The 23,215-nt window shown below is 59.5% G+C and carries 26 protein-coding genes and 2 pseudogenes; 21 read left to right on the top strand and 7 right to left on the bottom strand.

The window, feature by feature from the left end; all coding sequences use genetic code 11:
• Positions 1-415: 415 nt before the first annotated feature.
• From gcvH to lipA, 4 genes are all read left to right on the top strand, one after another.
• Complete coding sequence (gene gcvH / locus AC3I0A_RS11145) at positions 416-793, top strand: glycine cleavage system protein GcvH (RefSeq protein WP_489377820.1); 378 nt, start codon at positions 416-418, stop codon at positions 791-793.
• A gap of 10 nt (positions 794-803) precedes the next feature.
• A complete protein-coding gene (gene gcvP, locus AC3I0A_RS11140) occupies positions 804-3,653 on the top strand; it encodes an aminomethyl-transferring glycine dehydrogenase (protein WP_489377819.1) in 2,850 nt (949 codons plus the stop codon).
• Between the two features lie 145 nt (positions 3,654-3,798).
• Entirely contained in the window at positions 3,799-5,055 is a 1,257-nt protein-coding gene (gene glyA / locus AC3I0A_RS11135) for a serine hydroxymethyltransferase (protein WP_489377817.1), read from the top strand.
• A 157-nt stretch (positions 5,056-5,212) separates the two neighbouring features.
• Positions 5,213-6,214 (top strand): lipoyl synthase, encoded by a 1,002-nt coding sequence (gene lipA / locus AC3I0A_RS11130; RefSeq protein ID WP_489377816.1) that lies wholly within the window; start codon positions 5,213-5,215, stop codon positions 6,212-6,214.
• Between the two features lie 205 nt (positions 6,215-6,419).
• On the opposite strand, the gene AC3I0A_RS11125 is transcribed toward lipA, so the two are convergent.
• Positions 6,420-6,788 carry a DUF427 domain-containing protein gene (locus AC3I0A_RS11125; protein ID WP_489377815.1) on the bottom strand — a complete coding sequence of 123 codons (369 nt, stop codon included), beginning with the start codon at positions 6,786-6,788 and terminating at the stop codon, positions 6,420-6,422.
• A gap of 252 nt (positions 6,789-7,040) precedes the next feature.
• Between AC3I0A_RS11125 and AC3I0A_RS11120 the strand changes: the two genes are divergently transcribed.
• The 3 genes from AC3I0A_RS11120 (at position 7,041) to yghX (ending at position 9,555) form a co-directional block, all read left to right on the top strand.
• Positions 7,041-7,979 carry a class I SAM-dependent methyltransferase gene (locus AC3I0A_RS11120; protein ID WP_489377813.1) on the top strand — a complete coding sequence of 313 codons (939 nt, stop codon included), beginning with the start codon at positions 7,041-7,043 and terminating at the stop codon, positions 7,977-7,979.
• A gap of 131 nt (positions 7,980-8,110) precedes the next feature.
• The gene (locus tag AC3I0A_RS11115; protein WP_489377812.1) at positions 8,111-8,596 is read left to right on the top strand and encodes an adenosine-specific kinase; all 486 of its coding nucleotides are present in this window, start codon (positions 8,111-8,113) and stop codon (positions 8,594-8,596) included.
• Positions 8,597-8,667: 71 nt separating this feature from the next.
• On the top strand, positions 8,668-9,555 hold the full coding sequence (gene yghX, locus AC3I0A_RS11110) for a YghX family hydrolase (RefSeq protein ID WP_489377810.1): 888 nt from the start codon (positions 8,668-8,670) through the stop codon (positions 9,553-9,555).
• A gap of 6 nt (positions 9,556-9,561) precedes the next feature.
• Here yghX and AC3I0A_RS11105 read toward each other — a convergent pair whose 3' ends face one another.
• A complete protein-coding gene (locus AC3I0A_RS11105) occupies positions 9,562-9,681 on the bottom strand; it encodes a hypothetical protein (protein ID WP_489378478.1) in 120 nt (39 codons plus the stop codon).
• A 196-nt stretch (positions 9,682-9,877) separates the two neighbouring features.
• On the opposite strand from AC3I0A_RS11105, the gene AC3I0A_RS11100 reads away from it, so the two are divergent.
• From AC3I0A_RS11100 to AC3I0A_RS11090, 3 genes and pseudogenes are all read left to right on the top strand, one after another.
• Positions 9,878-10,117 (top strand): type II toxin-antitoxin system RelB/DinJ family antitoxin, encoded by a 240-nt coding sequence (locus tag AC3I0A_RS11100; protein WP_489377809.1) that lies wholly within the window; start codon positions 9,878-9,880, stop codon positions 10,115-10,117.
• A pseudogene (locus AC3I0A_RS11095) lies at positions 10,107-10,389 on the top strand (type II toxin-antitoxin system RelE family toxin). Before AC3I0A_RS11100 ends, AC3I0A_RS11095 begins: the two are co-directional and overlap by 11 nt.
• A gap of 37 nt (positions 10,390-10,426) precedes the next feature.
• Positions 10,427-10,564, top strand: a pseudogene (locus tag AC3I0A_RS11090) (aldehyde dehydrogenase family protein); the annotation flags it as partial.
• Between the two features lie 36 nt (positions 10,565-10,600).
• Here AC3I0A_RS11090 and AC3I0A_RS11085 read toward each other — a convergent pair.
• Complete coding sequence (locus AC3I0A_RS11085) at positions 10,601-11,455, bottom strand: LysR family transcriptional regulator (protein ID WP_489377808.1); 855 nt, start codon at positions 11,453-11,455, stop codon at positions 10,601-10,603.
• A gap of 98 nt (positions 11,456-11,553) precedes the next feature.
• On the opposite strand from AC3I0A_RS11085, the gene AC3I0A_RS11080 reads away from it, so the two are divergent.
• Positions 11,554-12,195 carry an FMN-dependent NADH-azoreductase gene (locus tag AC3I0A_RS11080; protein WP_489377807.1) on the top strand — a complete coding sequence of 214 codons (642 nt, stop codon included), beginning with the start codon at positions 11,554-11,556 and terminating at the stop codon, positions 12,193-12,195.
• Positions 12,196-12,345: 150 nt separating this feature from the next.
• Here the strand turns inward: AC3I0A_RS11080 and AC3I0A_RS11075 are convergent, their stop codons facing one another.
• Entirely contained in the window at positions 12,346-12,726 is a 381-nt protein-coding gene (locus AC3I0A_RS11075) for a RidA family protein (protein WP_489377806.1), read from the bottom strand.
• A 353-nt stretch (positions 12,727-13,079) separates the two neighbouring features.
• Here AC3I0A_RS11075 and AC3I0A_RS11070 point away from each other — a divergent pair, with 353 nt between their 5' ends.
• A complete protein-coding gene (locus AC3I0A_RS11070; RefSeq protein ID WP_489377805.1) occupies positions 13,080-13,706 on the top strand; it encodes a dihydrofolate reductase family protein in 627 nt (208 codons plus the stop codon).
• 239 nt (positions 13,707-13,945) lie between these two features.
• On the top strand, positions 13,946-14,440 hold the full coding sequence (locus AC3I0A_RS11065) for a PaaI family thioesterase (RefSeq protein WP_489377804.1): 495 nt from the start codon (positions 13,946-13,948) through the stop codon (positions 14,438-14,440).
• A gap of 329 nt (positions 14,441-14,769) precedes the next feature.
• Here the strand turns inward: AC3I0A_RS11065 and AC3I0A_RS11060 are convergent, their stop codons facing one another.
• Both AC3I0A_RS11060 and AC3I0A_RS11055 read right to left on the bottom strand, forming a co-directional pair.
• Positions 14,770-15,462: a tRNA (adenine(22)-N(1))-methyltransferase gene (locus tag AC3I0A_RS11060; protein WP_489377802.1), complete on the bottom strand. Its 693-nt coding sequence runs from the start codon at positions 15,460-15,462 to the stop codon at positions 14,770-14,772.
• 187 nt (positions 15,463-15,649) lie between these two features.
• On the bottom strand, positions 15,650-16,522 hold the full coding sequence (locus AC3I0A_RS11055; RefSeq protein WP_489377801.1) for a DNA/RNA non-specific endonuclease: 873 nt from the start codon (positions 16,520-16,522) through the stop codon (positions 15,650-15,652).
• Positions 16,523-16,929: 407 nt separating this feature from the next.
• Here AC3I0A_RS11055 and AC3I0A_RS11050 point away from each other — a divergent pair, with 407 nt between their 5' ends.
• The 3 genes from AC3I0A_RS11050 (at position 16,930) to AC3I0A_RS11040 (ending at position 18,307) form a co-directional block, all read left to right on the top strand.
• A complete protein-coding gene (locus AC3I0A_RS11050; RefSeq protein ID WP_081729292.1) occupies positions 16,930-17,091 on the top strand; it encodes a DUF2986 domain-containing protein in 162 nt (53 codons plus the stop codon).
• A gap of 118 nt (positions 17,092-17,209) precedes the next feature.
• Entirely contained in the window at positions 17,210-17,950 is a 741-nt protein-coding gene (locus tag AC3I0A_RS11045; protein ID WP_489377800.1) for a Mut7-C RNAse domain-containing protein, read from the top strand.
• Positions 17,951-18,169: 219 nt separating this feature from the next.
• Entirely contained in the window at positions 18,170-18,307 is a 138-nt protein-coding gene (locus AC3I0A_RS11040) for a hypothetical protein (protein WP_489377799.1), read from the top strand.
• Positions 18,308-18,474: 167 nt separating this feature from the next.
• Here the strand turns inward: AC3I0A_RS11040 and AC3I0A_RS11035 are convergent, their stop codons facing one another.
• Positions 18,475-18,939, bottom strand: coding sequence for a VOC family protein (locus AC3I0A_RS11035; RefSeq protein WP_489377798.1), 465 nt, complete (start codon positions 18,937-18,939; stop codon positions 18,475-18,477).
• A gap of 267 nt (positions 18,940-19,206) precedes the next feature.
• Here AC3I0A_RS11035 and AC3I0A_RS11030 point away from each other — a divergent pair, with 267 nt between their 5' ends.
• The 5 genes from AC3I0A_RS11030 (at position 19,207) to AC3I0A_RS11010 (ending at position 23,005) form a co-directional block, all read left to right on the top strand.
• Entirely contained in the window at positions 19,207-20,058 is an 852-nt protein-coding gene (locus AC3I0A_RS11030) for a putative selenate ABC transporter substrate-binding protein (RefSeq protein ID WP_489377797.1), read from the top strand.
• A complete protein-coding gene (locus tag AC3I0A_RS11025; RefSeq protein WP_489377796.1) occupies positions 20,055-20,852 on the top strand; it encodes a phosphonate ABC transporter ATP-binding protein in 798 nt (265 codons plus the stop codon). Before AC3I0A_RS11030 ends, AC3I0A_RS11025 begins: the two co-directional genes overlap by 4 nt.
• A complete protein-coding gene (gene phnE / locus AC3I0A_RS11020; protein ID WP_489377795.1) occupies positions 20,846-21,673 on the top strand; it encodes a phosphonate ABC transporter, permease protein PhnE in 828 nt (275 codons plus the stop codon). The genes AC3I0A_RS11025 and phnE (AC3I0A_RS11020) overlap by 7 nt, the downstream gene beginning before the upstream one ends.
• The gene (phnE, locus tag AC3I0A_RS11015) at positions 21,670-22,437 is read left to right on the top strand and encodes a phosphonate ABC transporter, permease protein PhnE (RefSeq protein WP_489377794.1); all 768 of its coding nucleotides are present in this window, start codon (positions 21,670-21,672) and stop codon (positions 22,435-22,437) included. Before phnE (AC3I0A_RS11020) ends, phnE (AC3I0A_RS11015) begins: the two co-directional genes overlap by 4 nt.
• An 82-nt stretch (positions 22,438-22,519) precedes the next feature.
• A complete protein-coding gene (locus AC3I0A_RS11010) occupies positions 22,520-23,005 on the top strand; it encodes a GNAT family N-acetyltransferase (RefSeq protein WP_489377792.1) in 486 nt (161 codons plus the stop codon).
• Positions 23,006-23,215: the final 210 nt, after the last annotated feature.

The following is a 23,215-nucleotide window of genomic DNA, read 5'->3' as shown; positions in this document are numbered from 1 at the left end:
CACCTAACCCCTGTGGGAGCGAGCTTGCTCGCGATTGCGGTGTCACAGTCAACATTGATTTCGACTGATACGCCCTCATCGCGAGCAAGCTCGCTCCCACAGGGGTTATGTATTAACCCAGCCCGTCTGCAAATCAATACATCGTATCGAATTCAAGACAAAACGCCGCAACTCCCGCGCCTACTAGCCCGGCCCGGACTTGCCACCCGCCTTCCCGGACACCTGTATTGATTTCAATACGGAACAGCGCCGCAAATTCTCCTAAAAACAACTCAAGCCATTGATTTAAAAAGATTAAATAAAACTGGCACCCGCCTTGCTATCACCCCTCAAGCCACGCTCGCTGCCCCGGCACGAGCCTGTCCATCGTCATCCGCCACCAGCAGCGGATGAGTCTGAACAATGAGGAGTTGATATGAGCGAATTGCGTTTTACCGTCGATCACGAATGGCTGCGTCTTGAGAGCGATGGCCTGATCACTGTGGGTATCACCGCTTACGCCCAGCAGGCGCTGGGTGACGTGGTCTTCGTTCAGGTGCCGGAATCGCGTGCCTTCCGCGCTGGCGATGAAGTGGCGGTGCTGGAGTCGGTGAAAGCCGCCAGCAGCGTGTACATGCCCTTGGACGGCGAAGTGGTCGAGGTGAATTCAACGCTGGAAAGTGCCCCCGAATTGATCAACGAAGACGCGCTGGGTGAAGGCTGGTTCTTCCGTATGCGCCCCAGCGACGCCAGCGCAATGGACACCCTCCTCGACCAGGCCGCTTACGAGCGCCTGACCAACGACGACGCTTGAGGATTTCAGCATGACCACCGTCCTCAACACCGCCAACGAATTCATCGCGCGCCACATCGGCCCGCGTTCGGGCGATGAGCAAGCCATGCTCAACAGCCTCGGTTTCGACTCCCTGGAAGCCCTGAGCGCCAGCGTCATCCCGGACAGCATCAAGGGCACCAGCGTGCTCGGCCTGGAAGACGGCCTGAGCGAAGCCGATGCCCTGGCCTCGATCAAAGCCATCGCCGCGAAAAACCAGCTGTTCAAGACCTACATCGGCCAGGGCTACTACGGCACCCACACGCCGTCGCCGATCCTGCGCAACCTGCTGGAAAACCCGGCCTGGTACACCGCCTACACCCCGTATCAACCGGAAATTTCCCAAGGCCGTCTGGAAGCGCTGCTGAACTTCCAGACGCTGATCAGCGACCTGTCCGGCCTGCCGATCGCCAACGCCTCGCTGCTCGACGAAGCCACCGCCGCGGCCGAAGCCATGACTTTCTGCAAACGCCTGAGCAAGAACAAAGGCAGCCACGCGTTCTTCGCCTCCAGCCACTGTCACCCGCAGACCCTCGACGTCCTGCGCACCCGTGCCGAGCCGTTGGGCATCGAGGTGGTGGTCGGTGACGAGCGCGAATTGAGCGACGTGACGCCGTTCTTCGGCGCCCTGCTGCAATACCCGGCGAGCAACGGCGACCTGTTCGACTACCGCGAACTGACCGAGCGTTTCCACTCCGCCAATGCGCTGGTCGCGGTGGCCGCTGACCTGCTGGCCCTGACCGTGCTGACCCCGCCGGGCGAATTCGGCGCCGACGTGGCCATCGGCAGCGCCCAACGCTTCGGCGTGCCGCTGGGCTTCGGTGGCCCGCACGCGGCCTACTTCTCCACCCGCGACGCGTTCAAGCGCGACATGCCCGGCCGTCTGGTTGGCGTGTCCGTGGACCGTTTCGGCAAGCCGGCCCTGCGCCTGGCCATGCAGACCCGCGAGCAACATATCCGCCGCGAGAAAGCCACCAGCAACATCTGCACCGCCCAGGTGCTGCTGGCCAACATCGCCAGCATGTACGCCGTCTACCACGGCCCGAAAGGCCTGATCCAGATCGCCCAGCGCATTCATCACCTGACCGCGATCCTCGCCAAAGGCTTGAGCGCATTGGGCCTGAGCGTCGAGCAAGCACACTTCTTCGACACGTTGACGATTAAAACCGGCGCGCAAACTGCTGCTTTGCACGACCAGGCCCGCGCCCAGCGCATCAACCTGCGCGTCGTCGATGGCGAGCGTCTGGGCCTGTCCCTCGACGAAACCACCAGCCAGACTGACGTTGAAACCCTGTGGAGCGTGCTGGCCGACGGCAAAGCACTGCCGGACTTCGCCGCCCTCGCCGCCGCGGTCGAAAGCCGCATCCCGGCGACTCTGGTGCGCCAATCGCCGATCCTCAGTCACCCGGTGTTCAACCGTTATCACTCGGAAACCGAGCTGATGCGCTACCTGCGCAAGCTCGCCGACAAGGACCTGGCGCTGGATCGCACCATGATCCCGCTGGGCTCCTGCACCATGAAACTCAACGCCGCCAGCGAGATGATCCCGGTGACCTGGGCCGAGTTCGGTGCCCTGCACCCGTTCGCCCCGGCCGAGCAAAGCGCCGGCTACCAGCAACTGACCGATGAACTGGAAGCGATGCTCTGCGCGGCGACCGGTTACGACGCGATTTCCCTGCAACCGAACGCCGGCTCGCAGGGCGAATACGCCGGTCTGTTGGCGATCCGTGCCTACCACCAGAGCCGTGGCGAAGACCGTCGCGACATCTGCCTGATTCCGTCCTCGGCCCACGGCACCAACCCGGCCACCGCCAACATGGCCGGCATGCGTGTGGTGGTGACTGCCTGCGACGCCCGCGGCAACGTCGACATCGAAGACCTGCGCGCCAAGGCCATCGAGCACCGCGAACACCTCGCCGCGCTGATGATCACCTACCCCTCGACCCACGGCGTGTTCGAAGAAGGCATCCGCGAAATCTGCGGCATCATTCACGACCACGGCGGCCAGGTGTACATCGACGGCGCCAACATGAACGCCATGGTCGGCCTTTGCGCACCGGGCAAGTTCGGCGGCGACGTGTCGCACCTGAATCTGCACAAAACCTTCTGCATCCCCCACGGCGGTGGCGGTCCGGGTGTCGGCCCGATTGGCGTCAAGTCGCACCTGACGCCGTTCCTGCCGGGTCACGGCACGATGGAGCGCAAGGAAGGCGCGGTCTGCGCCGCACCGTTCGGCAGCGCGAGCATTCTGCCGATCACCTGGATGTACATTCGGATGATGGGTGGCGCCGGCCTCAAGCGCGCTTCGCAACTGGCGATCCTCAATGCCAACTACATTTCCCGTCGCCTCGAAGAGCACTACCCGGTGCTGTACACCGGCAGCAACGGTCTGGTGGCCCACGAATGCATCCTCGACCTGCGTCCGTTGAAAGACAGCAGCGGCATCAGCGTCGATGACGTCGCCAAGCGCCTGATCGACTTCGGCTTCCACGCCCCGACCATGTCCTTCCCGGTGGCCGGCACGCTGATGATCGAGCCGACCGAAAGTGAATCCAAAGAAGAACTGGACCGCTTCTGCGACGCCATGATCCGCATCCGCGAAGAAATCCGCGCAGTGGAAAACGGCACGCTGGACAAGGATGACAACCCACTGAAAAACGCCCCGCACACCGCCGCGGAGATCGTTGGCGAGTGGACGCATCCGTATAGCCGTGAACAAGCCGTTTACCCACTGGAGACCTTGATCGACGGCAAATACTGGCCACCGGTCGGTCGCGTCGACAACGTGTTTGGCGATCGCAACCTGATCTGCGCCTGCCCGTCGATCGCGGACTACGCCTGAGAACAACGCCTTAACCCTGTAGGAGCAGCCGGTCGACGCTCGATTGCTCGCGAAGAGGCCCTCAAGACCGCTAAAAGCTTCGCGAGCAATCTCGCTCCCACAGGTGTACATCAGCCAATCCAGAGAACAAAAAGAGGACTCCACCATGTTCAGCAAGCACGACCAGATCAAAGGCTACGACGACGAACTGCTGGCGGCGATGAATGCCGAGGATGCACGGCAAGAACACCACATCGAGTTGATCGCCTCGGAAAACTACACCAGCCAACGGGTGATGGAGGCGCAAGGCAGCGGTCTGACCAACAAGTACGCCGAAGGCTATCCAGGCAAGCGCTATTACGGCGGCTGCGAACACGTCGACGTGGTCGAGCAGTTGGCCATCGATCGGGCCAAACAGCTGTTCGGCGCCGACTACGCCAACGTCCAGCCGCACTCCGGCAGCCAGGCCAACGCAGCGGTCTATCTGGCCCTGCTGCAAGCCGGTGACACCGTGCTGGGCATGAGCCTGGCCCACGGCGGCCACCTGACCCACGGCGCCAAAGTCAGCTTTTCCGGAAAACTGTATAACGCGGTGCAGTACGGCATCGACACCGCGACCGGGCTGATCGATTACGACGAAGTCGAGCGCCTGGCCGTCGAGCACCAACCGAAGATGATCATTGCCGGCTTCTCTGCCTATTCGAAGACCCTGGACTTCCCGCGCTTTCGTGCAATTGCCGACAAGGTCGGCGCTTATCTGTTTGTGGACATGGCCCACGTCGCGGGGCTGGTGGCGACCGGTCTGTACCCGAACCCGATCCCCTTTGCCGATGTCGTCACGACCACCACCCACAAGACCCTGCGCGGCCCGCGCGGCGGCCTGATCCTGGCCAAGGCCAATCCGGAACTGGAGAAAAAGCTCAACGCCGCGGTGTTCCCTGGAGGGCAAGGCGGCCCGCTGATGCACGTGATCGCCGCCAAGGCCGTGTGCTTTAAAGAAGCGCTGGAGCCAGGCTTCAAGACCTATCAGGCACAAGTGATCCACAACGCCCAGGCGATGGCCAGCGTCTTTATCAAGCGTGGCTATGACGTAGTTTCCGGTGGTACCGACAACCACTTGTTCCTGGTCAGCCTGATTCGTCAGGGCCTGACCGGCAAAGACGCCGACGCCGCCCTCGGTCGTGCCGGTATCACCGTGAACAAGAACGCCGTACCGAACGACCCACAATCGCCGTTCGTGACCTCTGGCCTGCGCATTGGCACTCCAGCAATCACCAGCCGTGGTTTCAAGGAAGCCCAGAGCATTGAACTGGCTGGCTGGATCTGCGACATCCTCGATCACCTCGGCGATGCCGATGTCGAGGCACAAGTCGCCGTTCAGGCCGCTGCGATGTGCTCTGACTTCCCTGTCTACCGCGACTGATTGCGCAGGACTATCTCTGTGGGAGCGAGCCTGCTCGCGATTACGATTGATCATTCAACATTGATGTCGACTGTCACTCCGCCATCGCGAGCAGGCTCGCTCCCACAGGTTCCGCTGCCGAACTCGCCTCTCCCACTCGAACAAAAGAAAAATACACATGAGCCTACTTGTGGAATCGGCCGGCAACAGTCCGGCCAAAGTGGAGGTCGGTACCAAACTGCGCGGTGCGCAAAAGGTCGCGCGGATTCCGGTAAAGATCATCCCGACCGATGAGTTCCCACGTAAACCCGACTGGATTCGGGTGCGCATGCCGATCTCCCCGGAGGTCGACCGGATCAAGCAACTACTGCGCAAACACAAGCTGCACAGTGTCTGCGAAGAGGCCTCCTGCCCGAACCTGGGTGAGTGCTTCTCCGGCGGCACCGCGACTTTCATGATCATGGGTGACATCTGCACCCGTCGCTGCCCGTTCTGCGACGTCGGCCACGGCCGACCGAAACCCCTGGACGTCGACGAGCCGATGAACCTGGCGGTGGCCATCGCCGACCTGCGCCTCAAGTACGTGGTGATCACCTCGGTGGACCGCGACGACTTGCGTGACGGTGGCGCCCAGCACTTTGTCGATTGCCTGCGCGAGATCCGCAAACTGTCGCCGGGGGTGCAGCTGGAAACCCTGGTGCCGGACTATCGTGGCCGCATGGACGTAGCCTTGGCGATCACCGCCTCTGAGCCGCCGGATGTGTTCAACCATAACCTGGAGACCGTACCGCGCCTGTACAAGGCTGCGCGTCCGGGTTCGGACTACCAGTGGTCGCTGACCTTGCTGCAGAAGTTCAAGCAAATGATGCCGCACATTCCGACCAAATCCGGCCTGATGCTCGGCCTGGGCGAGACCGACGAAGAAGTCATCGAAGTCATGCATCGGATGCGCGAGCACGATATCGACATGCTCACCCTTGGCCAGTACCTGCAGCCATCGCGCAGTCACTTGCCGGTGCAGCGCTTCGTGCATCCGGACGTGTTCGCCTGGTTTGCCGAAGAGGGTTACAAAATGGGCTTCAAGAACGTCGCCTCCGGCCCGCTGGTGCGCTCCTCCTACCATGCCGACCAACAGGTTCAGGGGGCGAAGAACTCTGGGATTCAGACTGTAATGTTATAGATAACCAAATCTTATCCAGCTCTGGCGGTTGTCACTGCCAGAGCTGACTATTCCCTGCCTGCGATCCTTCCATGACTAACGCTACCACCGTCCCCATCGCTACGACCTTGAGCCAACGCCTGTTGTCCATCGATGCCCTCAGGGGCTTGACGCAGGACCGGCTAATGGGTCCCCTCCTTTTTCCATTTCCACTGGGAAACGACAATCAAACCTCGGCGTCGAGGAGCTCGAACTTCACTTGATCGGGATAGAACGCCATGTATCCGCGAATCTGCTCTACCGACACCTTGGGATCTTCATAACTCCATACCGCGTTGGCGCCTTCATGCCCCGGGACTTGCAGACTGAAATAGCTGGCATCGCCCTTGTAGGGGCAATAGCTGGTGTGATCGGTGCGGGCAAAGTACTTTTCGTCGATGTCCTCCCGCGGGACGTAGTACACCGGAGGGTAATTGGCCTCAAGCAACACCAGCGCCCGTGCGGACGCGGCCACCTCGATACCGTGAAACTTCACCAGCAGGCAGCCGGGTTGCTCGGCGATGGTGATGACAGGACTAGGACCGGAGCTTTTCATGGAACACGTTCCTCATGACGGGGATGGACCTGTAGGAGCAAGGATTGCCCTCGATGGGCTGCACAGCAGCCCTGAAACCTGAGACCACGGTTTTTTAGGTATAACCCAGGTTTCGCAATCACGACGGCTTCGCAGCCGAACGGGACGATGCGGCGTTCCGACAAGCGCCCTCGCCACCTTTTTCCCTTGTAGGGGCTCTGGTACTGCAATTGTGTTTAAAATGCCGCCCTTTCAAATTGCCGGCCCTGCCCGATGAACCCTGAAGCACTGTCCACCCTGCATCACCATTTGCTGACGGCCCTGGCGGCCGCCCCCGAAGAAACCCGCCGCCTGTTCCACGGCCGGGGCCGATGCTGGCCGGGGCTGGAACAACTGACCGTCGACTGGATGCAGGGCGTGGTCCTGGTCTCGCTGTTCAAGGAACCTGAGGCGGTGCAGCTGGAGGCATTGAAGCGGCTGCTGATGGAGATCACCGAGTCGCCTGCGTGGCAAGCATCCGGCGCTCATACGTTACTGCTGCAACACCGTTACCTGCCGCAAAGCACTACCGAATGGCTGCTGGGGGAAACGGTTGAAGAGTGGACCCTCACCGAGGGTGGCCTGCGCTATCGGGTGGACCTGGGCAAGAAACAGAACAACGGCCTGTTTCTCGACATGCGCTACGGCCGCAATTGGGTGCGGGCCAATGCCCACGGCAAGCGGGTCTTGAATCTGTTCGCCTATACTTGCGGGTTCTCGGTCGCCGCCATCGAGGGTGGCGCGGATCATGTGGTCAATCTGGACATGTCCCGCGCGGCCCTGAGCCGTGGGCGCGACAATCACCGACTCAACGGACACGACCTGAGCAAGGTGAGCTTTCTCGGCCACGACCTGTTCAAGTCCTGGGGCAAAGTGATAAACACCGGACCTTACGATCTGGTGATCATCGACCCGCCTTCTTTTCAGAAAGGCAGCTTTCTGCTGACCAAGGACTACCAGCGCGTGTTGCGCCGCCTGCCGGAACTGCTCAGCAGCCATGGCACCGTACTGGCCTGCATGAACGACCCGGCCATAGGCTCGGACTTCCTCATCGACGGCGTAACCCGCGAAGCTCCAAGCCTGCATTTCGAACAGCGCCTGGAAAACCCACCGGAGTTTCCCGACGCCGACGCGCAAGGCGGCTTGAAGGCGCTGGTGTTCAGGCTGGGCTGACCAGCCAACGCGGAATGAGCGGTGTCTGCTTTCGGCCAACGCCAGCCGGTGGACTGAGCGATAGCATATGAGTAGCTATGCTTGATCTGTTGCCAGACTCCGGCAGCAACATCGTGAAGGAGGCGTTTGAGATGCAACTCATCACTGTCAAAATCGATAAGCCGCAAGAGACGAACTTCATTTTTGGTCAGACGCACTTCATCAAGTCCGTCGAGGACATCCACGAAGCGTTGGTCGGTGCCGTGCCAGGTATCAAGTTTGGCGTGGCCTTTTGTGAAGCTTCCGGCAAATGCCTGGTGCGATGGTCTGGCACCGATACCGCGATGATCGAACTTGCCCAGAGGAATGCGCAAGCCATCGCCGCCGGCCATAGCTTCATCATTTTCCTCGGCGACGGTTTCTATCCGCTGAACGTGCTGAACACCGTCAAAATGGTTCCAGAGGTGTGCCGTATTTTTTGCGCGACAGCCAACCCAACCGAAGTGATTCTCGCTGAGACGGAACAAGGGCGAGCGATCCTCGGCGTGGTGGATGGTTTCTGTGCCAAAGGCATCGAAGGCGACGAGGACATCCTGTCGCGCAAGAATTTGTTGCGACAGATCGGCTACAAGCTGTGAGTGAAGAACAGGCGATTAGTGGAACAATGAACTGAATCGCTTTCGCCGAATGATTCAAAGGGAGCGCACAGATGGCCCGTCTCACTGCGAAAGATTTTGCCCCTGAACTGCTCGAACTGTATGACTACTACGCCCATGGCAAGATCAACAGACGAGAGTTTCTTGATCGCGCGGCGGCATTCACGCTCTGTGGCCTGACCGCTACCGCTATCCTCGCGGCCTTGAGTCCGGATTATGCGCTCGCCGAACAAGTGGAGTTTACCGACCCGGACATCATCGCCGAGTACATCTCCTATCCATCACCCAAAGGTCACGGGCATGTCCGTAGCTATCTGGTCCGCCCTGCGAAAGCCACCGGCAAGGTGCCGGCTGTCGTTGTCGTGCATGAAAACCGCGGGCTCAACCCCTACATCGAGGATGTCGCCCGGCGTGTAGCCAAGGCAGGATTCGTCGCACTCGCCCCCGATGGCCTGACGTCGGTTGGGGGCTATCCCGGCAACGATGACAAAGGCCGGGAACTTCAGCAGACCGTAGACCCTGAAAAGCTCATGAATGACTTCTTCGCCGCCATTGAGTGGCTGATGAGTCATGACGCTACCACGGGGAAAGTGGGTATCACCGGGTTCTGCTATGGCGGCGGAGTCGCCAATGCCGCTGCCGTGGCTTATCCAGAGCTGGGAGCTGCCGTGTCCTTTTATGGCCGTCAGCCAAAGTCCGAAGATGTCACCCGAATCAAGGCTCCTCTGCTGCTCCACTACGGCGAGCTGGATACGCGCATCAATGAAGGATGGCCAGCCTTCGAGCAGGCGTTGAAAAGCGCCGGCAAGACTTATGAAGCCTACATCTACCCAGGCGTTAACCATGGCTTCCATAACGACTCCACGCCTCGATACGATGAAGCGGCTGCCAAGCTTGCATGGGGCAGGACGCTGGATTGGTTCCGGCGATACCTGGCTTAGGGTTGATCAGGGCTCGAGCAACACAATGCCTTCCTCAAGCGCTGTGGCGAGAATGTTTTTTGCGGGTACGTTGACCCATGTTGACGCGTCGATTTCGCCAACTGACGCGAGCCAGCGCCCGACCATCTGATAACCGAGCGTATAACCAAGCCATTTAGGGTGAGAACCAACACCCGACGGTGTGGCTGGACCGGCGCTGATTGCATCAATATGACTCAGTGAGATGACAGGATGCCATATGAGATTTCTTGTAGCTGCCCATTGTAAAATTGCTCCGGCAATGCCACTGCAATGACATACGTCTTTACAGGAGTGCGCAAAAATGGCCTCAATCAATGTCCGTGTGGACGACGACCTCAAAATCCGCGCCTACCGCGAGCTGGAACGTTTGGGGGTGACACCGTCTGAACTCATGCGACAAGCCTTGCAGTACGTTGCTGAGCGCGGTCAGCTCCCCTTCCGGCCTGTACTTATGACAGAAGAGGATGAAACCCTCATAAACACTGTACGCGAGCGATTGGCTTCTCCGCAGCGCGTCAAGGTTACGCTGGATGACCTATAGCCTTGAGTTCGATCAGCGCGCCCTGAAGGAATGGCACAAGTTAGGAGACACAACAGCAATTCAAGAAAAAGCTGGCTGAAATCCTGGAGAGTCCCCGTATTGAGGCCAACCGCTTACGCGAGCTGCCGGATTGCTACAAGGTAAAGCTACGGAGCGCAGGCTACAGACTGATCTACCAGGTTATAGACCATGAAATTGTGGTGTTCGTAGTCGCTATCGATAAACGTGAGAATGAAGCCGCGTATCGGAAGGCATCAGAGCGACTCAAATGAACAACACCCCTCACCCCTGCCGCATGTCGTCATCTGGGAAGAAGGCGCGAGCTTGTTGCTGGGCGGCAGGAAGGCCGAAGGCCCTGGCAACTTTTACGAGCCCACCGTATTCGGTGATGTCACCGACCAGATGACCTCGTTCAAACAGGAACTGTTTGGCCCAGTGGCCTCGATCGCTTTCGGCCCAGAGTGTGAGCCCTCGAAATGACTGTTAAGCCCTCCGCGCAGAGCAATACTCCACAATGAGCTGAGAGAGCGCTGCCACAATCGCCTGATCCGCCTCAGCAGAGGTAAACAACCGAAACTGCGCATCCGGCAAATCCGGCAACCCTTGCTCCGCGCCAAGAACCGCCAGTCCCTGCCCCAACTGACTGACCGCCATGGGCGCCACCGCGAAGCCAGCCAGCGCCGCCGCCCGCAACCCGGCAGTGCTGGTGCATAACATCGCCGTACGTTGGGCGATCCCCGCCTGAGCCAGCCGCGTCAGCGCTACCTCGCGATACGGGCACGGCTCGGGGAACAGGGCCAGCGGCAACGGCGTCGGTAATTGGGTGACGGGTTGCGCCGACCAGGCCCACACCAGCGGTTCCTGCCACAGTAGCAGCCCCGATTCTTTGGTTTCGCACAGCGAACCGATGACCAGCTGCAGATCGCCTTGCTTCATCAGGTTCAGCAGCGTGCCGGGAATGCCCACCTGCACGTCGATCTCCAGGCCCGGGTACTGCGCCGCGAAATCCTGAAAAGCCCGCAGTAACCGCGCTTCGACAAAATCCTCGGACACCCCGATCCGCACCCGCCCGTGAAACGGCGTGCGTGTCAGTTGCGCCCAGGCATCACGGTTCAGCGCGAGGATCGTGCGCGCATAAGCGATCAGGCGCTCGCCATCGGGAGTCAGGTGCTGGGAACGGGTCGTACGCTTCAACAGCGGTTTACCGACCTGTTCTTCCAGTCGCCGCAAGTGACCACTGACCGCAGACTGGGTCAGGTGCAGTTTCTCGGCTGCGCGGCTGAAGCCTTCTTCATCGACGACTGTGACAAATGTTTTGAGCAGCAGAACATCGAACATAGTTCTTTACGTGATTAATAGCCTGTTTATTTACAATTTATATTCCAAATATAACTATGTTGCAATGCCCCGCACTTCCCCATCGTCCGAGGCACTCCATGACCACCCTCCTCCATATCGAATGTTCCCCGCGCAAACAGCGTTCGGCCTCCCTTGAAGTCGCCCGCAGCTTCATTGCGCGCTATCAAGAGAACGCCCCAGACAGCGAAATCATTACCCTCGACCTTTGGAACATGGCATTGCCGGAATTCGATGAGCTGGCAATGGACGCAAAATACGCCGGGCTCAATGGCACGCCCTTGACCCCGGCGCAGCAAGACGCCTGGAACACCTTGAAAGATCTGGCCGCGCACCTGCACCGCGCGGACGTCCTGGTAATGTCCGTACCGCTGTGGAATTTCAGCATCCCGTACAAACTCAAGCACTTCATCGACCTGGTGTCGCAGAAAGACATCCTGTTCAGCTTCGACCCGGAACGCGGTCTGGAAGGCATGCTGCATAACAAAACCGCCGTGGTGATGTACGCCCGCGGCCTGGATTTTTCGGCGCAGTCGATCACGCCGGCGGAGCGCTTCGACTTCCAGAAGCCCTATGTGGAAGCCTGGCTGCAATTTATCGGCGTGAGCGATGTGCACTCGGTGATTGTGGAGAAAACCATCCTGGGGGAAGACGTTGACCTCAGTGCGCGTGAGGTCGCGACTCAGCAGGCCAGGAGGTTGGCAGACAGTCTTGGTCGCTGACGCTTCAGGTGCTCTCGCTGCGGGCCAAGGCTAAGTATCCGTTTCGGGATAAGTCCGCGGCATCAGCCCTTGGTCTGATGCCGAGAAGTTAAGCCGTTACGCAAACCGTAGGGGAATGTGTTGACCCTGAAACTCCTTAACTTGCCGGCATTAGCCCTTGGCCGCCATCGCGGTGACTTCCACGCGCATGCCTTCGACCGCCAGAGCGGCCACGCCAACGGCGGCGCGAACCGGCCATGGCTTGGCGAAGAAGCGCTGGTAGACCTCGTTGAAGGCGGCGCGGTCGGCCATGTCGGTGAGATAGATGGTCAGATGCAGGACCCGGTCCATGGAACTGCCGGCACGCTCCAGCGCTACCTTGAGCGCCTGCAGAGTGCACTCGCTCTGCTCGACTATACCGCCCAGCTCCAGGCTGCCGTCGGCGCGGGTGGGGATCTGAGTGGAGACCAGCAGGCCTTTGATACCGGCGACGTCGGAGGAGATGGATTCCGGGTCTGGGTCGGGGATGAAGGTGAGGTCGTGGTTTGCCATGGGGATCTCTTGCTTGAGGTGGTAAAGGGGCGATCGTGTAGGGGGCGGCCGGCCCGACATCGTCAGCGGGCTCGGTCAGCCAAGCTCCTGGGGCATTCAATGAGGCAACGCCTTTTGCGCGGCCAGTTTACAGCCCCTTCGTTGGGCCGCAATCGAACGTTATACGACACGCCATCGCGACAAGAAACGCGACATGGCATGTCGCCTAATAGTAGTCAGGCGTCATCCGGGCATCGCACTGTCGATTTCGCAGAGTCTCGTTCGACTATCGTTAGGAATGAATCTGATGGGTCGCAGTGATCGTAGGCGTTCTCTGTACGAGAACTTTCACGAGGACGCACCTGGAGAAGCGTATGCGCAAGCTCATCGTTGCCGCTTTCATTAGTCTGGATAGCGTTATTCAATCGCCCGGCGGGCCTGAAGAAGATACCAGCGGCGAATTCCGCCTCGGTGGCTGGATAGTGCCCTACGCCGACGAAGCCTGCGGCCAGGCCGTGCAGGACCTGTTCTCGCAGCCGTTCGAGTTGCTGCTGGGGCGTCGCACCTACGACATATTCGCGGCGTATTGGCCGCACATACAGGCCGATTCAAACAACCACGTCATCGCTGACCTGTTCAACAGCGTGCCTAAGCACGTGGCCACGCATCGATCCGATACGCTTGATTGGCAGAACAGTCATGCGTTGGAGGGCAACCTTGCCGACGCGATACGCGCGCTCAAGCACCAGGACGGCGCCCACCTATTGACGCAGGGCAGCGGCGATATGGTGCGCCAACTGCTTGCAGCCGGGTTGGTGGACGAGCTTCGGCTTATGATTTTTCCCATCGTACTTGGGCGCGGCAAGCGCTTGTTCGGTGACAACGCACAAGCGTCGGCCTTCACTTTGGCGCACTCGACCAGCACGCCTGGCGGTGTACTGATCACCCATTACGTGCGCAGCGGCGCCGTGCGCACTGGTTCGTTCGGAGAAGTTGAGTAGGAAAAGCCAGTGGCCACCTTGTTTATGGACCGATGGTCATTTCACTACCCTCTGTGAACGAGTGAATCTCCCCTGTGCCCGCATAAGTTCAAAGGGTGACGTCAACGATCGCCTGCATTGTGGATGAAGGTGACTGTGAGCCCACCGCTGCGCCAAGTATGAATATCGAGCGCTCACCGTTATCGGTTCAGCGTTAGAATCCGATAGGCTTGGTTCACATTTTTGAGGATGACCAAGGCATGTCCAGGCTCGACACCTCCCTGCAAGACACCGCCGCGCCTGAAGGCGTTTGTTACGGCTGCGGCAGCAGTAATCCGCACGGGCTTCACATCAAGAGCTTCTGGCATGAGGACGGCGTGCATGTCATGGCCGAGCACTTGCCTGATGCCAAGTATTGCGGCTGGCCAGATCTGGTTTACGGCGGAATGATAGCGATGCTGGTTGATTGTCATTCAAACTGGACGGCGATGGCCTATCACTACCGTATGGAACACCGCGAAGTCGCAAGCCTGCCCCGCATCAATTGCGTCACTGGCAACCTTGGCATCAAGTTCATCAAACCGACTCCGATGGGTGTACCGCTGACCCTGCGTGCGAAAGTAGAAGGCGATGTCGGACGCAAAAGTCGCGTCATCTGCGAGGTCTATGCGGGGGGCGTGCTCACTGCTATTGGAGACTCCATTTTTGTCCGCGTAGATACCGAGCAACTGGCAGCCGTCGCTCATAGTCGGTAGGTTTGCCTCCATCCAGCCCCAAGGACAACCCGTTTGGCCGCATGCGGGCAGCCTCACTTCCTGAAGGACTGCAATCGGCCAGAAGCTGTCATTCAACTGTGTCTACGTATTTGAGGGCGATTCAAATTGGCCCTCGCTTCGTCTTAGGCTTTGTACGAAAAGTGCCTACGCCTCGATCATGCTGCGTTGAAAACAGGCTCGTGCGCGAGTCCGATCGGAATGCTCATTTACAACCCGTTAAAGTCGAGCGCGACCCTGGCCTTTCCTCGCCTGTTTTCGCCTTGCCTGATCGCCGCTCGGCGACTTTTCGTACAACCCCTGGACCGGGCTCAAGCCAGCAGCTCGGTGATCCACCGGGCCTGCCGGGCGATGTCCTGCACCTTCTCCTCGGGCACCTGCCGCGCCCGGGCGAAGTGGGTCAGGGTCTGCTGCTTCTGGCGCAGCAAGCGCTGCCACTTGAGCAGGAACGCAGGGCTGCGTGCCTGCATCTGCAGCGGACCGAAGTACAGCTCCTCGGCGGTGTACACCACCAACCCAGCGCGCTCGGCGACGATGATTTCGTAGTCGAAGCGGTTTTCCCGCAGCACTTCCTCGCTGAGGATGCGGTAACCATTTTCCATCAGCCATTGGCGCAAGGGCTGCTCGCCGCCGTTAGGCTGAAGGATCAGGCGCTCCTGGCCGCTCAGACGCGCCTTGCCACTGTCGAGGATGTCGCGGATCGTCTCGCCGCCCATGCCGCAGATGCTGATCGCTGTGATCCCGTCTCCCGGCTCGATCGCCGCCAGGCCATTGGCCAGGCGCACGGTGATCCGCAGGTCTTGGCCGTTCTCGCGCACGGTACGTTCGGCCGAGCGAAACGGCGTCAATGCCACCTCTCCGGCCACCGCCGCCGCGATGGCGCCACGGCGCATCAACGCCACAGGCAGGTAGCCGTGATCCGAGCCAATATCGGCCAGGCGCGCACCTGCTGGCACATGCGCCGCCACGCGCTCCAGGCGCATGGACAATGTCTGTTCGTTCAACTGCAGCCCCTTTTCACCACGAACGTCCGGCGCCTTTGGCCGGATCGGGGCGCGATTCTGTCGGGCAACGCCGTGCATTTCAAATTTATGCGACCAGGGCCAGTACCTACCGCTCGCGTATCGGCCCAAAGCGAATGAAACACCCCCTCGGCTGCATCCAGCCTTTGGGGTGCAATTCATCAAGCCATCAAGAGCGCCCTACGGAACCTGTGACCGGTAGATTTCCCAGCAAGTTGAGCCCGGTACTCTTCACGAAAGCGTCATAGTCCATCGGTCTCTCGATACGAGTTTCAGCGTTGGGTAGTACGTAGGCCCAGGCACGCTTGGACGATGCGTCGTAAACCAGCTTGAACAGGCGGGTCGGCACCCAGACTTTGTTGTCGCCGATGGTGGTGTGGCCTGAGTCAAAGAGCGGGCCGGTAAAGACAAAAACATTACCATCGGCTCGCTTGGCAAACTTTCTGACATCGGACTCAACCTTACTCCAGATCTTCCGGTTGTTGGTTGGGTCTTGCGGCACCATGTTCGACAGCGCAAAGGATTGGGCCATTGCATTGGGGGTCGGTGCATCGGCTGCCGGGGATTGATGGCCACGGTCCACGGCCGGATGTTGGCTACGGTAGTCGCTCAACTCTGCCCGCCCACTCTTGGGGATGCGTGGGTCCGGGTAGAACTGGTTGGTGCGCTCCTCGCCTTTGGCATCCTGCAGCTGGGCGGCATTAAGGCGTTCGACCACTACCAACGGCGTCTTGCTGGTTTGCGAGTACAGCACCGCAAAGTTATCGGAACACAGGGCCAGGGGTTTCATTGTTGCAGGCACAGTGGCCATGTTGATCGGTTTCGCAGCCGGGAACAGATCTGCGCAGCCGTCAAACGATGCCTGTTTCTGTTTGTTTGAATAGAGGCCCAGGGCCGCGTTCTGGCTGATCGAGCCCGAGCGGGACACTTGTTCCTGATGCTGGGTGGGCGGCTTGATGAGATCCAGCAGACTGCGGGCTTCTGCCCCGGTCGAGAGCAAAACAAGGGCCGACAGCCCAACTGCAATTTTTCGTAGGTGCATGCTTTAAATCTTCGAATTGGATTGAGGGGTAAACAGAGTCCCGATTCACGGAACCAGGTGGAGGCGGTTGCTGATTAAATTGCGGCAAGCATGCTTTCATTGTCCTTGATCAAAATGCCGATGCGGATCCGGTCGGTTCCGAGCAGTACGACTGCTGATGGTCGTGCGGATTTATTGACCATTACAAGTCACATTAGTGCTGAACAGCGTTTACATTCGACTCGCCATTGCTCGTCGAAGAAGCGATCGGCAGAGTACGGCCAGAAGCGCTCATTCGGAGTCTTCCAGGAAACCAGGGGCGATTCGCCGCCTATTTCCAACGTTATGCACTAAGTGCGCACCACAGGGATCTGGCCCAATATTTTAAGCTGATATCATTCAAGAACTTCCAAACCGAGTAGAAAAATATGAATCGTCGTAAAAAAATAAAGCAGTTGTTAAAGGCTCACGCCAAAAAGGCTAGTGCCAAATTGGCACCGCCAAGCAAGTCGAAATACATTAGTAAAGCTGACCGATTGAAGCTAGCTGCTGAATCCAGTCACGACTCAATCATTTCTTCTGAGAGCTGATCTACGAAGCTCCATGGCATAGTCAATTTCAACATGATTACAATCGTAGTTTGGGGCCTACCGCAGAAGATGTCCGGACCAGACTCGCTCATCCTGCAGCCCTGCCATACTGTTCAGCATGACCAGTGCAACCTTCCGCTTCTACGAGGAGCTCAACGATTTCCTGCCGGCCGAACGGCGGCGGCAGTCCTTCACCTGCGAGTGCGCGCGAGGGGCGACGGTCAAGCACATGATCGAGGCGCTCGGGATACCACACACCGAGGTCGAGCTGGTGCTGCTCAACGGCGAGTCGGTGGGCTTCGAGCGGATGATCTTCGACGGTGACCGGCTGGCGGTGTATCCGAAGTTCGAAGCGCTGGACATCAGCCCGCTGCTCAAGGTTCGTGCGCAACCTTTACGGGTGCTGCGCTTCGTCGCTGATGCGCACCTTGGCGGGCTGGCCAGCCTGCTGCGCATGAGCGGCTTCGACACCCTCTATGACAATGGCTTCGAGGATGGCGAGATCGCCGAGATCGCTGCGCAGCAAGGACGCATCGTGCTAACCCGCGACCGCGAACTGCTCAAGCGGCGGATCATCAGCCACGGCTGTTACGTGCATGCCCTGAAACCGTCGCTGCAGCTGCGCGAATTGTACGAGCGCCTCGACCTGGCGCGTAGCGCGCGGCCATTCAGCCTGTGCCTTCATTGCAACCTGCCGCTGCACGAGATCAGCCCGGAACTGGCTCGGCCGCAGGTGCCGCCACGCATTGGCGCCCTCTATTCGCACTTCCTGCGCTGCGACGCCTGCCAACGGATTTACTGGGAGGGTTCGCACTGGCGCGGCATGTGTGCACTGCTGGCACCTCTGCTGGACCGATAGCCGAGCGCATCGGGCCGGCTGCGTTGCCAGGGATAACTGGCTTTGAGCGTTGGCGACATCGACCGGGATCGTAGTCCCCTGGCCAGTTTGCGCGTGCTGCGGTTTTTGGTAGCTTACAGCACATTCCCCAAGTGCCGAACGACGCAGCCCATAGCGTCAATTAACTAAGCTTTATCAGAGCGCCACTTCGCGAAATCCTGAAAAGTCAGGAGGCAAAAAATGAGCAAACAACCTCAACCCCGTAGCCGCTCCAACCCTCAACCCAGATCCCGCCCGGTAGTGCCTAACCTGCCCAGCAAAACGGGCAACAAATCCGGGGGCTTGCGCGGCAACTACCCGCCGAAGAAGTCGCAATGACCTCAGGAGTACGGCAGGCTTTGCAATTGAGTCTGCCGTACTCCGCGTCAATTCAGCATTAATCCCAAGCTGCGCAGTTTTCTGGACTTCTGCGTCGAAGCCTTTAGCCCTCGGTCCACATGATGCGACGCAGGTCAGGTGCTTAGCCCTTATGAATCAGTTTTTCCTCATCTATCCTCGGCGAATGCATCCTTGATAAATGCCTCCAGCTCTTTCTCTTCAAGCAGTTCAATAGAAAAATGCCCAAAGCGTTTCGGTAACCAAATTATGCGTGTCCCGCTTGGCGATTGGAGGTTATCGCGAGACAGTGGTTTTCCGTTCTCATTTTCCGGCTGAACACCTGCGTCGATCAATTCGTCGTAGGCTGCCTCAATGTCCGGTGTGGAGTAGCAGTGACGGTAGATTGTGCCTTCGCCGTTGGAGTCCATTAGAGCCTTGAGATTTCCGGTAAACGGTTGCGCCAGCATAAGGCGCTCCGCTCCAAACATGACGATCGCATAGCGCACATGCAAACCGTCGCGCTGCCAATCAAGTGTCTTTGAAATCCTGGCTCTAAAGACTTGGGCATAATACCTGCACGCTTCCTCGAGGTCTTCGACGAGAACATCCACGTGGCTGAACTTTAACTTCAATTGCCTCACCTCTTTAAGACATGCGATTCGTTTGCTGTAAGTCCGGGTATTCTGATTCGCTAGTCGCACCGGCAGCTACTGAAACCTACATTCGGTCGTCTCCAGATCGGCCGCTTTGGCTCGATTGCCGCCCTTCACAACAGATTGCAATTTGGCCAAAACCGGTCAATATCGCTCCCTTTCGTCTACCCTCACGAAGCGCCATGCAGCAATCAGCTTGCGCCAGGCGCCTCGACATTCTTGCGTTAAATGCACCGGAGAACTTCCATGCTCAAGCATACCCTGGCATTGGCCGTCGGCTTGACCCTGTCTTTTTGCACTCTGCTGGCGCAGGCCGCCGACACCCTGAAAGTCAGCGCGATTCCCGATGAAGCCCCTACCGAACTGCTGCGCAAGTTCAAGCCGCTTGGCGCTTATCTGGAACAACAATTGGGCATGAAGGTCGAGTTCGTGCCCGTGAGCGACTATCCGGCCGTGGTCGAGGCGCTGGCCACCGACCGCATCGATCTGGCCTGGCTGGGCGGCTTCACGTTCGTGCAGGCACGCCTGAAAACCGGCAATGCCATCCCGCTGGTACAGCGCGAACAGGACGCCCAATTCACCAGCAAGTTCATCACCGCCGACCCAGCCGTCAAGTCGCTCGCCGATCTCAAGGGCAAGACCTTTGCATTTGGCTCGGTGTCCTCCACTTCAGGCAGTCTCATGCCGCGCTACTTCATGCTCCAGGACGGCATCAAGCCGGAAAGCTGGTTCAGTCGCGTAGGCTACTCCGGCGCCCATGACGCCACCGTCGCCTGGGTTCAGGCCGGTAAGGTGGACGCCGGGGTACTTAACGCCAGCGTGTGGGAAAAACTGGTCGCCGCCGGCAAGGTCGACACCACCAAGGTCAGAGTGTTTGCGACCACCCCGACCTACTACGACTACAACTGGACTGTGCGCGGGACCCTCGACCCAGCGCTGGCGGCCAAGATAAAGGCAGCGTTCCTTGCTCTCGATCCGGCGAACCCCAAGGACAAGGAGATTCTGGATCTGCAGGCCGCCAGCCGATTCATCGAAACCAGGCCTGAAAACTATAAGGGCATCGAGGAAGCCGCACGCGCCGCCGAACTGCTCAAATGACGTTGCATCTGACCCAGATCAGCCTTACCCACGCCAACGGCGTCCAGGCGCTGCGTGGCGTGGACCTGCACATCGGTGCAAGCGAACAGGTCGCCATCATCGGCCCGTCCGGCGCGGGTAAGTCGAGCCTGCTCAACCTGCTGGCCACTGCCCTGCGACCGGGCAACGGCGAGCTGCAGGTGCTCGGCGAGCACGCCTGGCAGCTTTCTGCCCGTCAGCGTCAGCGCCTGCGCGCGCGCATCGGTCTGATACATCAGTCGCCTCCCCTGCCACCGCGCCAGCGCGTGGTCACCGCGGTTCTGGCCGGAAAGCTGGGTCAGTGGGGTCTGGGCAAGAGCCTGCTGAACCTGCTGCATCCACTGGATATTCCGGGCGCACGCACGGCATTGGCCAAGCTGGACCTGAGTGACAAGTTGTTCGCGCAGTGCCAGCAACTGTCCGGTGGACAGCTACAGCGCGTGGGCATTGCCCGCGTGTTGTATCAAGCGCCCGAGGTGTTGCTGGCCGATGAACCGGTATCGGCCATGGACCCGGTGCTGGCCCAGCACACGCTTTCGGTGCTCTGTCGCCATGCCCGGCAGCACAACGTCACCCTGGTCGCCAGCCTGCATGCGGTGGAGCTGGCCCTGGCGCACTTTTCGCGCATCATCGGCTTGCGTGATGGACAGATCCTGTTCGACCTTGCGGCCAGCGAAGTCGACCGCGAGTTGCTCGACAAGCTCTACGCCAACGAACAACTCGAATCCCCACCGATTGCTCCGCCGCCCTTGAGTGTGCAGATTCCCCGATGCTGACCCGCGATACCCGAGATCCGGCCACCCGGCCCCGCCTGCTGCTCACCTTGCTGGCCCTTGCCTTGCTGTGGCCTGGCATCCGCTTCAGCGAGCTGGACCTGAGCGTACTGGTGGCGAGTGACAGCCAGAGCGAGATGGGCCGTTTTGTATCAGCCTTCTGGCCACCGGCCCATGGCGCGGAGTTCATCGAGCTGTTGCTGCAAGCCACCCTGCAGACCCTGGCCATCGCCACGGCCGGCATGGCCCTGGCGTTGCTGTTGGCAGTCCCCGCCAGCCTGCTGGCCAGTCGCGCTCTGTCGCTGTCTGCTGCCTCCCGTGCCGGCCACCCGAGCTATTGGGGCCAACTGCTGCGTTGGCCGGTACGCGGTTTACTGATCTTCCTGCGTAGCGTGCCGGAAATCGTCTGGGCCCTGCTGTTCGTGCGCGCCGTCGGCCTCGGCCCGACTGCCGGGGTACTGGCCATTGCCATTACCTACAGCGGTATGTTGGGCAAGGTCTACGCGGAAATTTTCGAGTCGGTCGACCAGCGCCCGGCCCACGCGCTACTGCAGTCCGGCAGCGGTCGACTCGCAGCCTTTTGCTACGGGATCCTGCCCAATGTCTCTGCGGAGCTGCTGTCATACACGGTGTACCGCTGGGAATGCGCAATCCGCGCCTCGGTGGTGATGGGCTTCGTCGGTGCGGGCGGTCTGGGCCAGCAAATGGATCTGTCATTGCGCATGTTCGCCGGCGGTGAAGTGGCCAGTTTGTTACTGACGTTCCTCGTACTGGTGCTGCTCGCCGATCAACTCAGCCGCCTGCTGCGCTGGAGGCTGGCATGAATCGCCTGATCAACCTGGCACTGCTGCTCTGCATCGGCGCAGCGGTCGTCGCCTCGTTCATCTACCTGGGCATCAACCTCGGCGAGCTCGGCGGCACCAACAACCTGAATCATATGGGCGCTTATGCGCAGCGTTTTCTCAGCCCGGACCTGAGCTCCGGCCATCTGCAAGCCATCGGCCACGGCGCCCTGGAAACCATTGCCATGTCCGCCCTTGGCACTCTGCTCGCGGCGGTACTCGGTCTGCTATTGGCATTGCCCGCGGCCGGGCGCTTCGGCTGGCCACTGCAGAGCGCGTCGCGTCTGGTGCTCAACGCCTTGCGCGCGGTTCCGGAACTGGTGTGGGCCGCGCTGATGGTCCTTGCCGCCGGGCTCGGTCCCAATGCTGGCACCCTGGCGTTAGCCCTGCACACCACCGGCGTGCTCGGCCGGCTGTTCGCCGAAGCGCTGGAAAACACCCCACCAGAACCGGCCGAAGCAATCCGCCTGCAGGGCGGCAATGCCGTATGGGCTTTCTGTTACGGCACACTGCCCAACGTGCTGCCACAGCTACTGGCCTACATCCTGTACCGCTGGGAAAACAATATCCGCATGGCCAGTGTGCTCGGCTTCGTCGGCGCCGGTGGTTTGGGGCAAATGCTCTATGTCAGCCTCAGCCTGTTCCAGGAAGCTCAAGCCAGCACGGTTATTCTGGCCATGCTGTTACTGGTATTGGCCGTCGATACATTGAGCAGCTGGAGCCGTCAACGCTGGGTCAAGGCCTGACTGTTTTCGCAGAACGGATGTATCAGCAAGACGCCCGGTAGTCTTATGATTCGATGAAGTTTCGCTATCTTTCAGGAAGGTCATGGACATTCAATTGACGGAAGCAAAAGACTGGATGTTTTTGAAGCAAGTCCGTCTTGCTGCGCTTTTGGACACGCCGACAGCGTTTGGTGTGAGCTACCAAACTGCCGCTAATGACAGTGATGAGCAGTGGAAAGAACGAGCCTCGTCAGCGGCCGGGCCGGAATTTTGGTTGGCCATCAAGGAAGATAAACCGGTGGGAATGATCGGTGGCGGGGTCAGTCAAGCGAATCGCTATAACTTGATCGGAATGTGGGTTGAACCCGCTGTGCGTGGCTCTGGTGTGGCAACTCAGCTTGTTGAGGCGGTGAAATCTCGCGCGATAGAAAAAGGGCATGATCGGGTTTTTTTGGATGTCTCTGCGGACAATGCAAGAGCCTCGAACTTCTATCTAAAGCAGGGTTTCTCTTTCATAGATGAATGGGAACATTTAGTCAGTCATCCGCATATCATGGTTCAGACAATGCTCTGGACTATACGGAACTGACTAACAGACGTGTCTGTTTGCTGTACGTCTGCAATGGGTCCAGGCTGTGTGAAAAAGCCTGCGATTGTCTAACCTTCTGATCGTCGAGATCGTAGCGGGAACGGGGTCGAAAGCGACCGGTGGTGACCGGCAGCAACCGGCCATTTCCGGTCAGTCGTGACAGACATGAACTCGCCAGCATGCCTCGCTGCGGCTCCAGATCTTTGCCCT

The sequence above is a fragment of the Pseudomonas sp. KH_024_B2 genome, assembly GCF_057839965.1.
This window is presented reverse-complemented; position numbering and strand designations above follow the sequence as displayed.

Bases quoted from the DNA above. Each gene is read 5' to 3' on its own strand.
- gcvH (WP_489377820.1), top strand. From the start codon at position 416: ATGAGCGAATTGCGTTTTACCGTCGATCACGAATGGCTGCGTCTTGAG.
- gcvP (WP_489377819.1), top strand. From the start codon at position 804: ATGACCACCGTCCTCAACACCGCCAACGAATTCATCGCGCGCCACATC.
- glyA (WP_489377817.1), top strand. From the start codon at position 3,799: ATGTTCAGCAAGCACGACCAGATCAAAGGCTACGACGACGAACTGCTG.
- lipA (WP_489377816.1), top strand. From the start codon at position 5,213: ATGAGCCTACTTGTGGAATCGGCCGGCAACAGTCCGGCCAAAGTGGAG.
- AC3I0A_RS11125 (WP_489377815.1), bottom strand. From the start codon at position 6,788: ATGAAAAGCTCCGGTCCTAGTCCTGTCATCACCATCGCCGAGCAACCC.
- AC3I0A_RS11120 (WP_489377813.1), top strand. From the start codon at position 7,041: ATGAACCCTGAAGCACTGTCCACCCTGCATCACCATTTGCTGACGGCC.
- AC3I0A_RS11115 (WP_489377812.1), top strand. From the start codon at position 8,111: ATGCAACTCATCACTGTCAAAATCGATAAGCCGCAAGAGACGAACTTC.
- yghX (WP_489377810.1), top strand. From the start codon at position 8,668: ATGGCCCGTCTCACTGCGAAAGATTTTGCCCCTGAACTGCTCGAACTG.
- AC3I0A_RS11105 (WP_489378478.1), bottom strand. From the start codon at position 9,681: ATGGTCGGGCGCTGGCTCGCGTCAGTTGGCGAAATCGACGCGTCAACA.
- AC3I0A_RS11100 (WP_489377809.1), top strand. From the start codon at position 9,878: ATGGCCTCAATCAATGTCCGTGTGGACGACGACCTCAAAATCCGCGCC.
- AC3I0A_RS11085 (WP_489377808.1), bottom strand. From the start codon at position 11,455: ATGTTCGATGTTCTGCTGCTCAAAACATTTGTCACAGTCGTCGATGAA.
- AC3I0A_RS11080 (WP_489377807.1), top strand. From the start codon at position 11,554: ATGACCACCCTCCTCCATATCGAATGTTCCCCGCGCAAACAGCGTTCG.
- AC3I0A_RS11075 (WP_489377806.1), bottom strand. From the start codon at position 12,726: ATGGCAAACCACGACCTCACCTTCATCCCCGACCCAGACCCGGAATCC.
- AC3I0A_RS11070 (WP_489377805.1), top strand. From the start codon at position 13,080: ATGCGCAAGCTCATCGTTGCCGCTTTCATTAGTCTGGATAGCGTTATT.
- AC3I0A_RS11065 (WP_489377804.1), top strand. From the start codon at position 13,946: ATGTCCAGGCTCGACACCTCCCTGCAAGACACCGCCGCGCCTGAAGGC.
- AC3I0A_RS11055 (WP_489377801.1), bottom strand. From the start codon at position 16,522: ATGCACCTACGAAAAATTGCAGTTGGGCTGTCGGCCCTTGTTTTGCTC.
- AC3I0A_RS11050 (WP_081729292.1), top strand. From the start codon at position 16,930: ATGAATCGTCGTAAAAAAATAAAGCAGTTGTTAAAGGCTCACGCCAAA.
- AC3I0A_RS11045 (WP_489377800.1), top strand. From the start codon at position 17,210: ATGACCAGTGCAACCTTCCGCTTCTACGAGGAGCTCAACGATTTCCTG.
- AC3I0A_RS11040 (WP_489377799.1), top strand. From the start codon at position 18,170: ATGAGCAAACAACCTCAACCCCGTAGCCGCTCCAACCCTCAACCCAGA.
- AC3I0A_RS11030 (WP_489377797.1), top strand. From the start codon at position 19,207: ATGCTCAAGCATACCCTGGCATTGGCCGTCGGCTTGACCCTGTCTTTT.
- AC3I0A_RS11025 (WP_489377796.1), top strand. From the start codon at position 20,055: ATGACGTTGCATCTGACCCAGATCAGCCTTACCCACGCCAACGGCGTC.
- phnE (WP_489377795.1), top strand. From the start codon at position 20,846: ATGCTGACCCGCGATACCCGAGATCCGGCCACCCGGCCCCGCCTGCTG.
- phnE (WP_489377794.1), top strand. From the start codon at position 21,670: ATGAATCGCCTGATCAACCTGGCACTGCTGCTCTGCATCGGCGCAGCG.
- AC3I0A_RS11010 (WP_489377792.1), top strand. From the start codon at position 22,520: ATGGACATTCAATTGACGGAAGCAAAAGACTGGATGTTTTTGAAGCAA.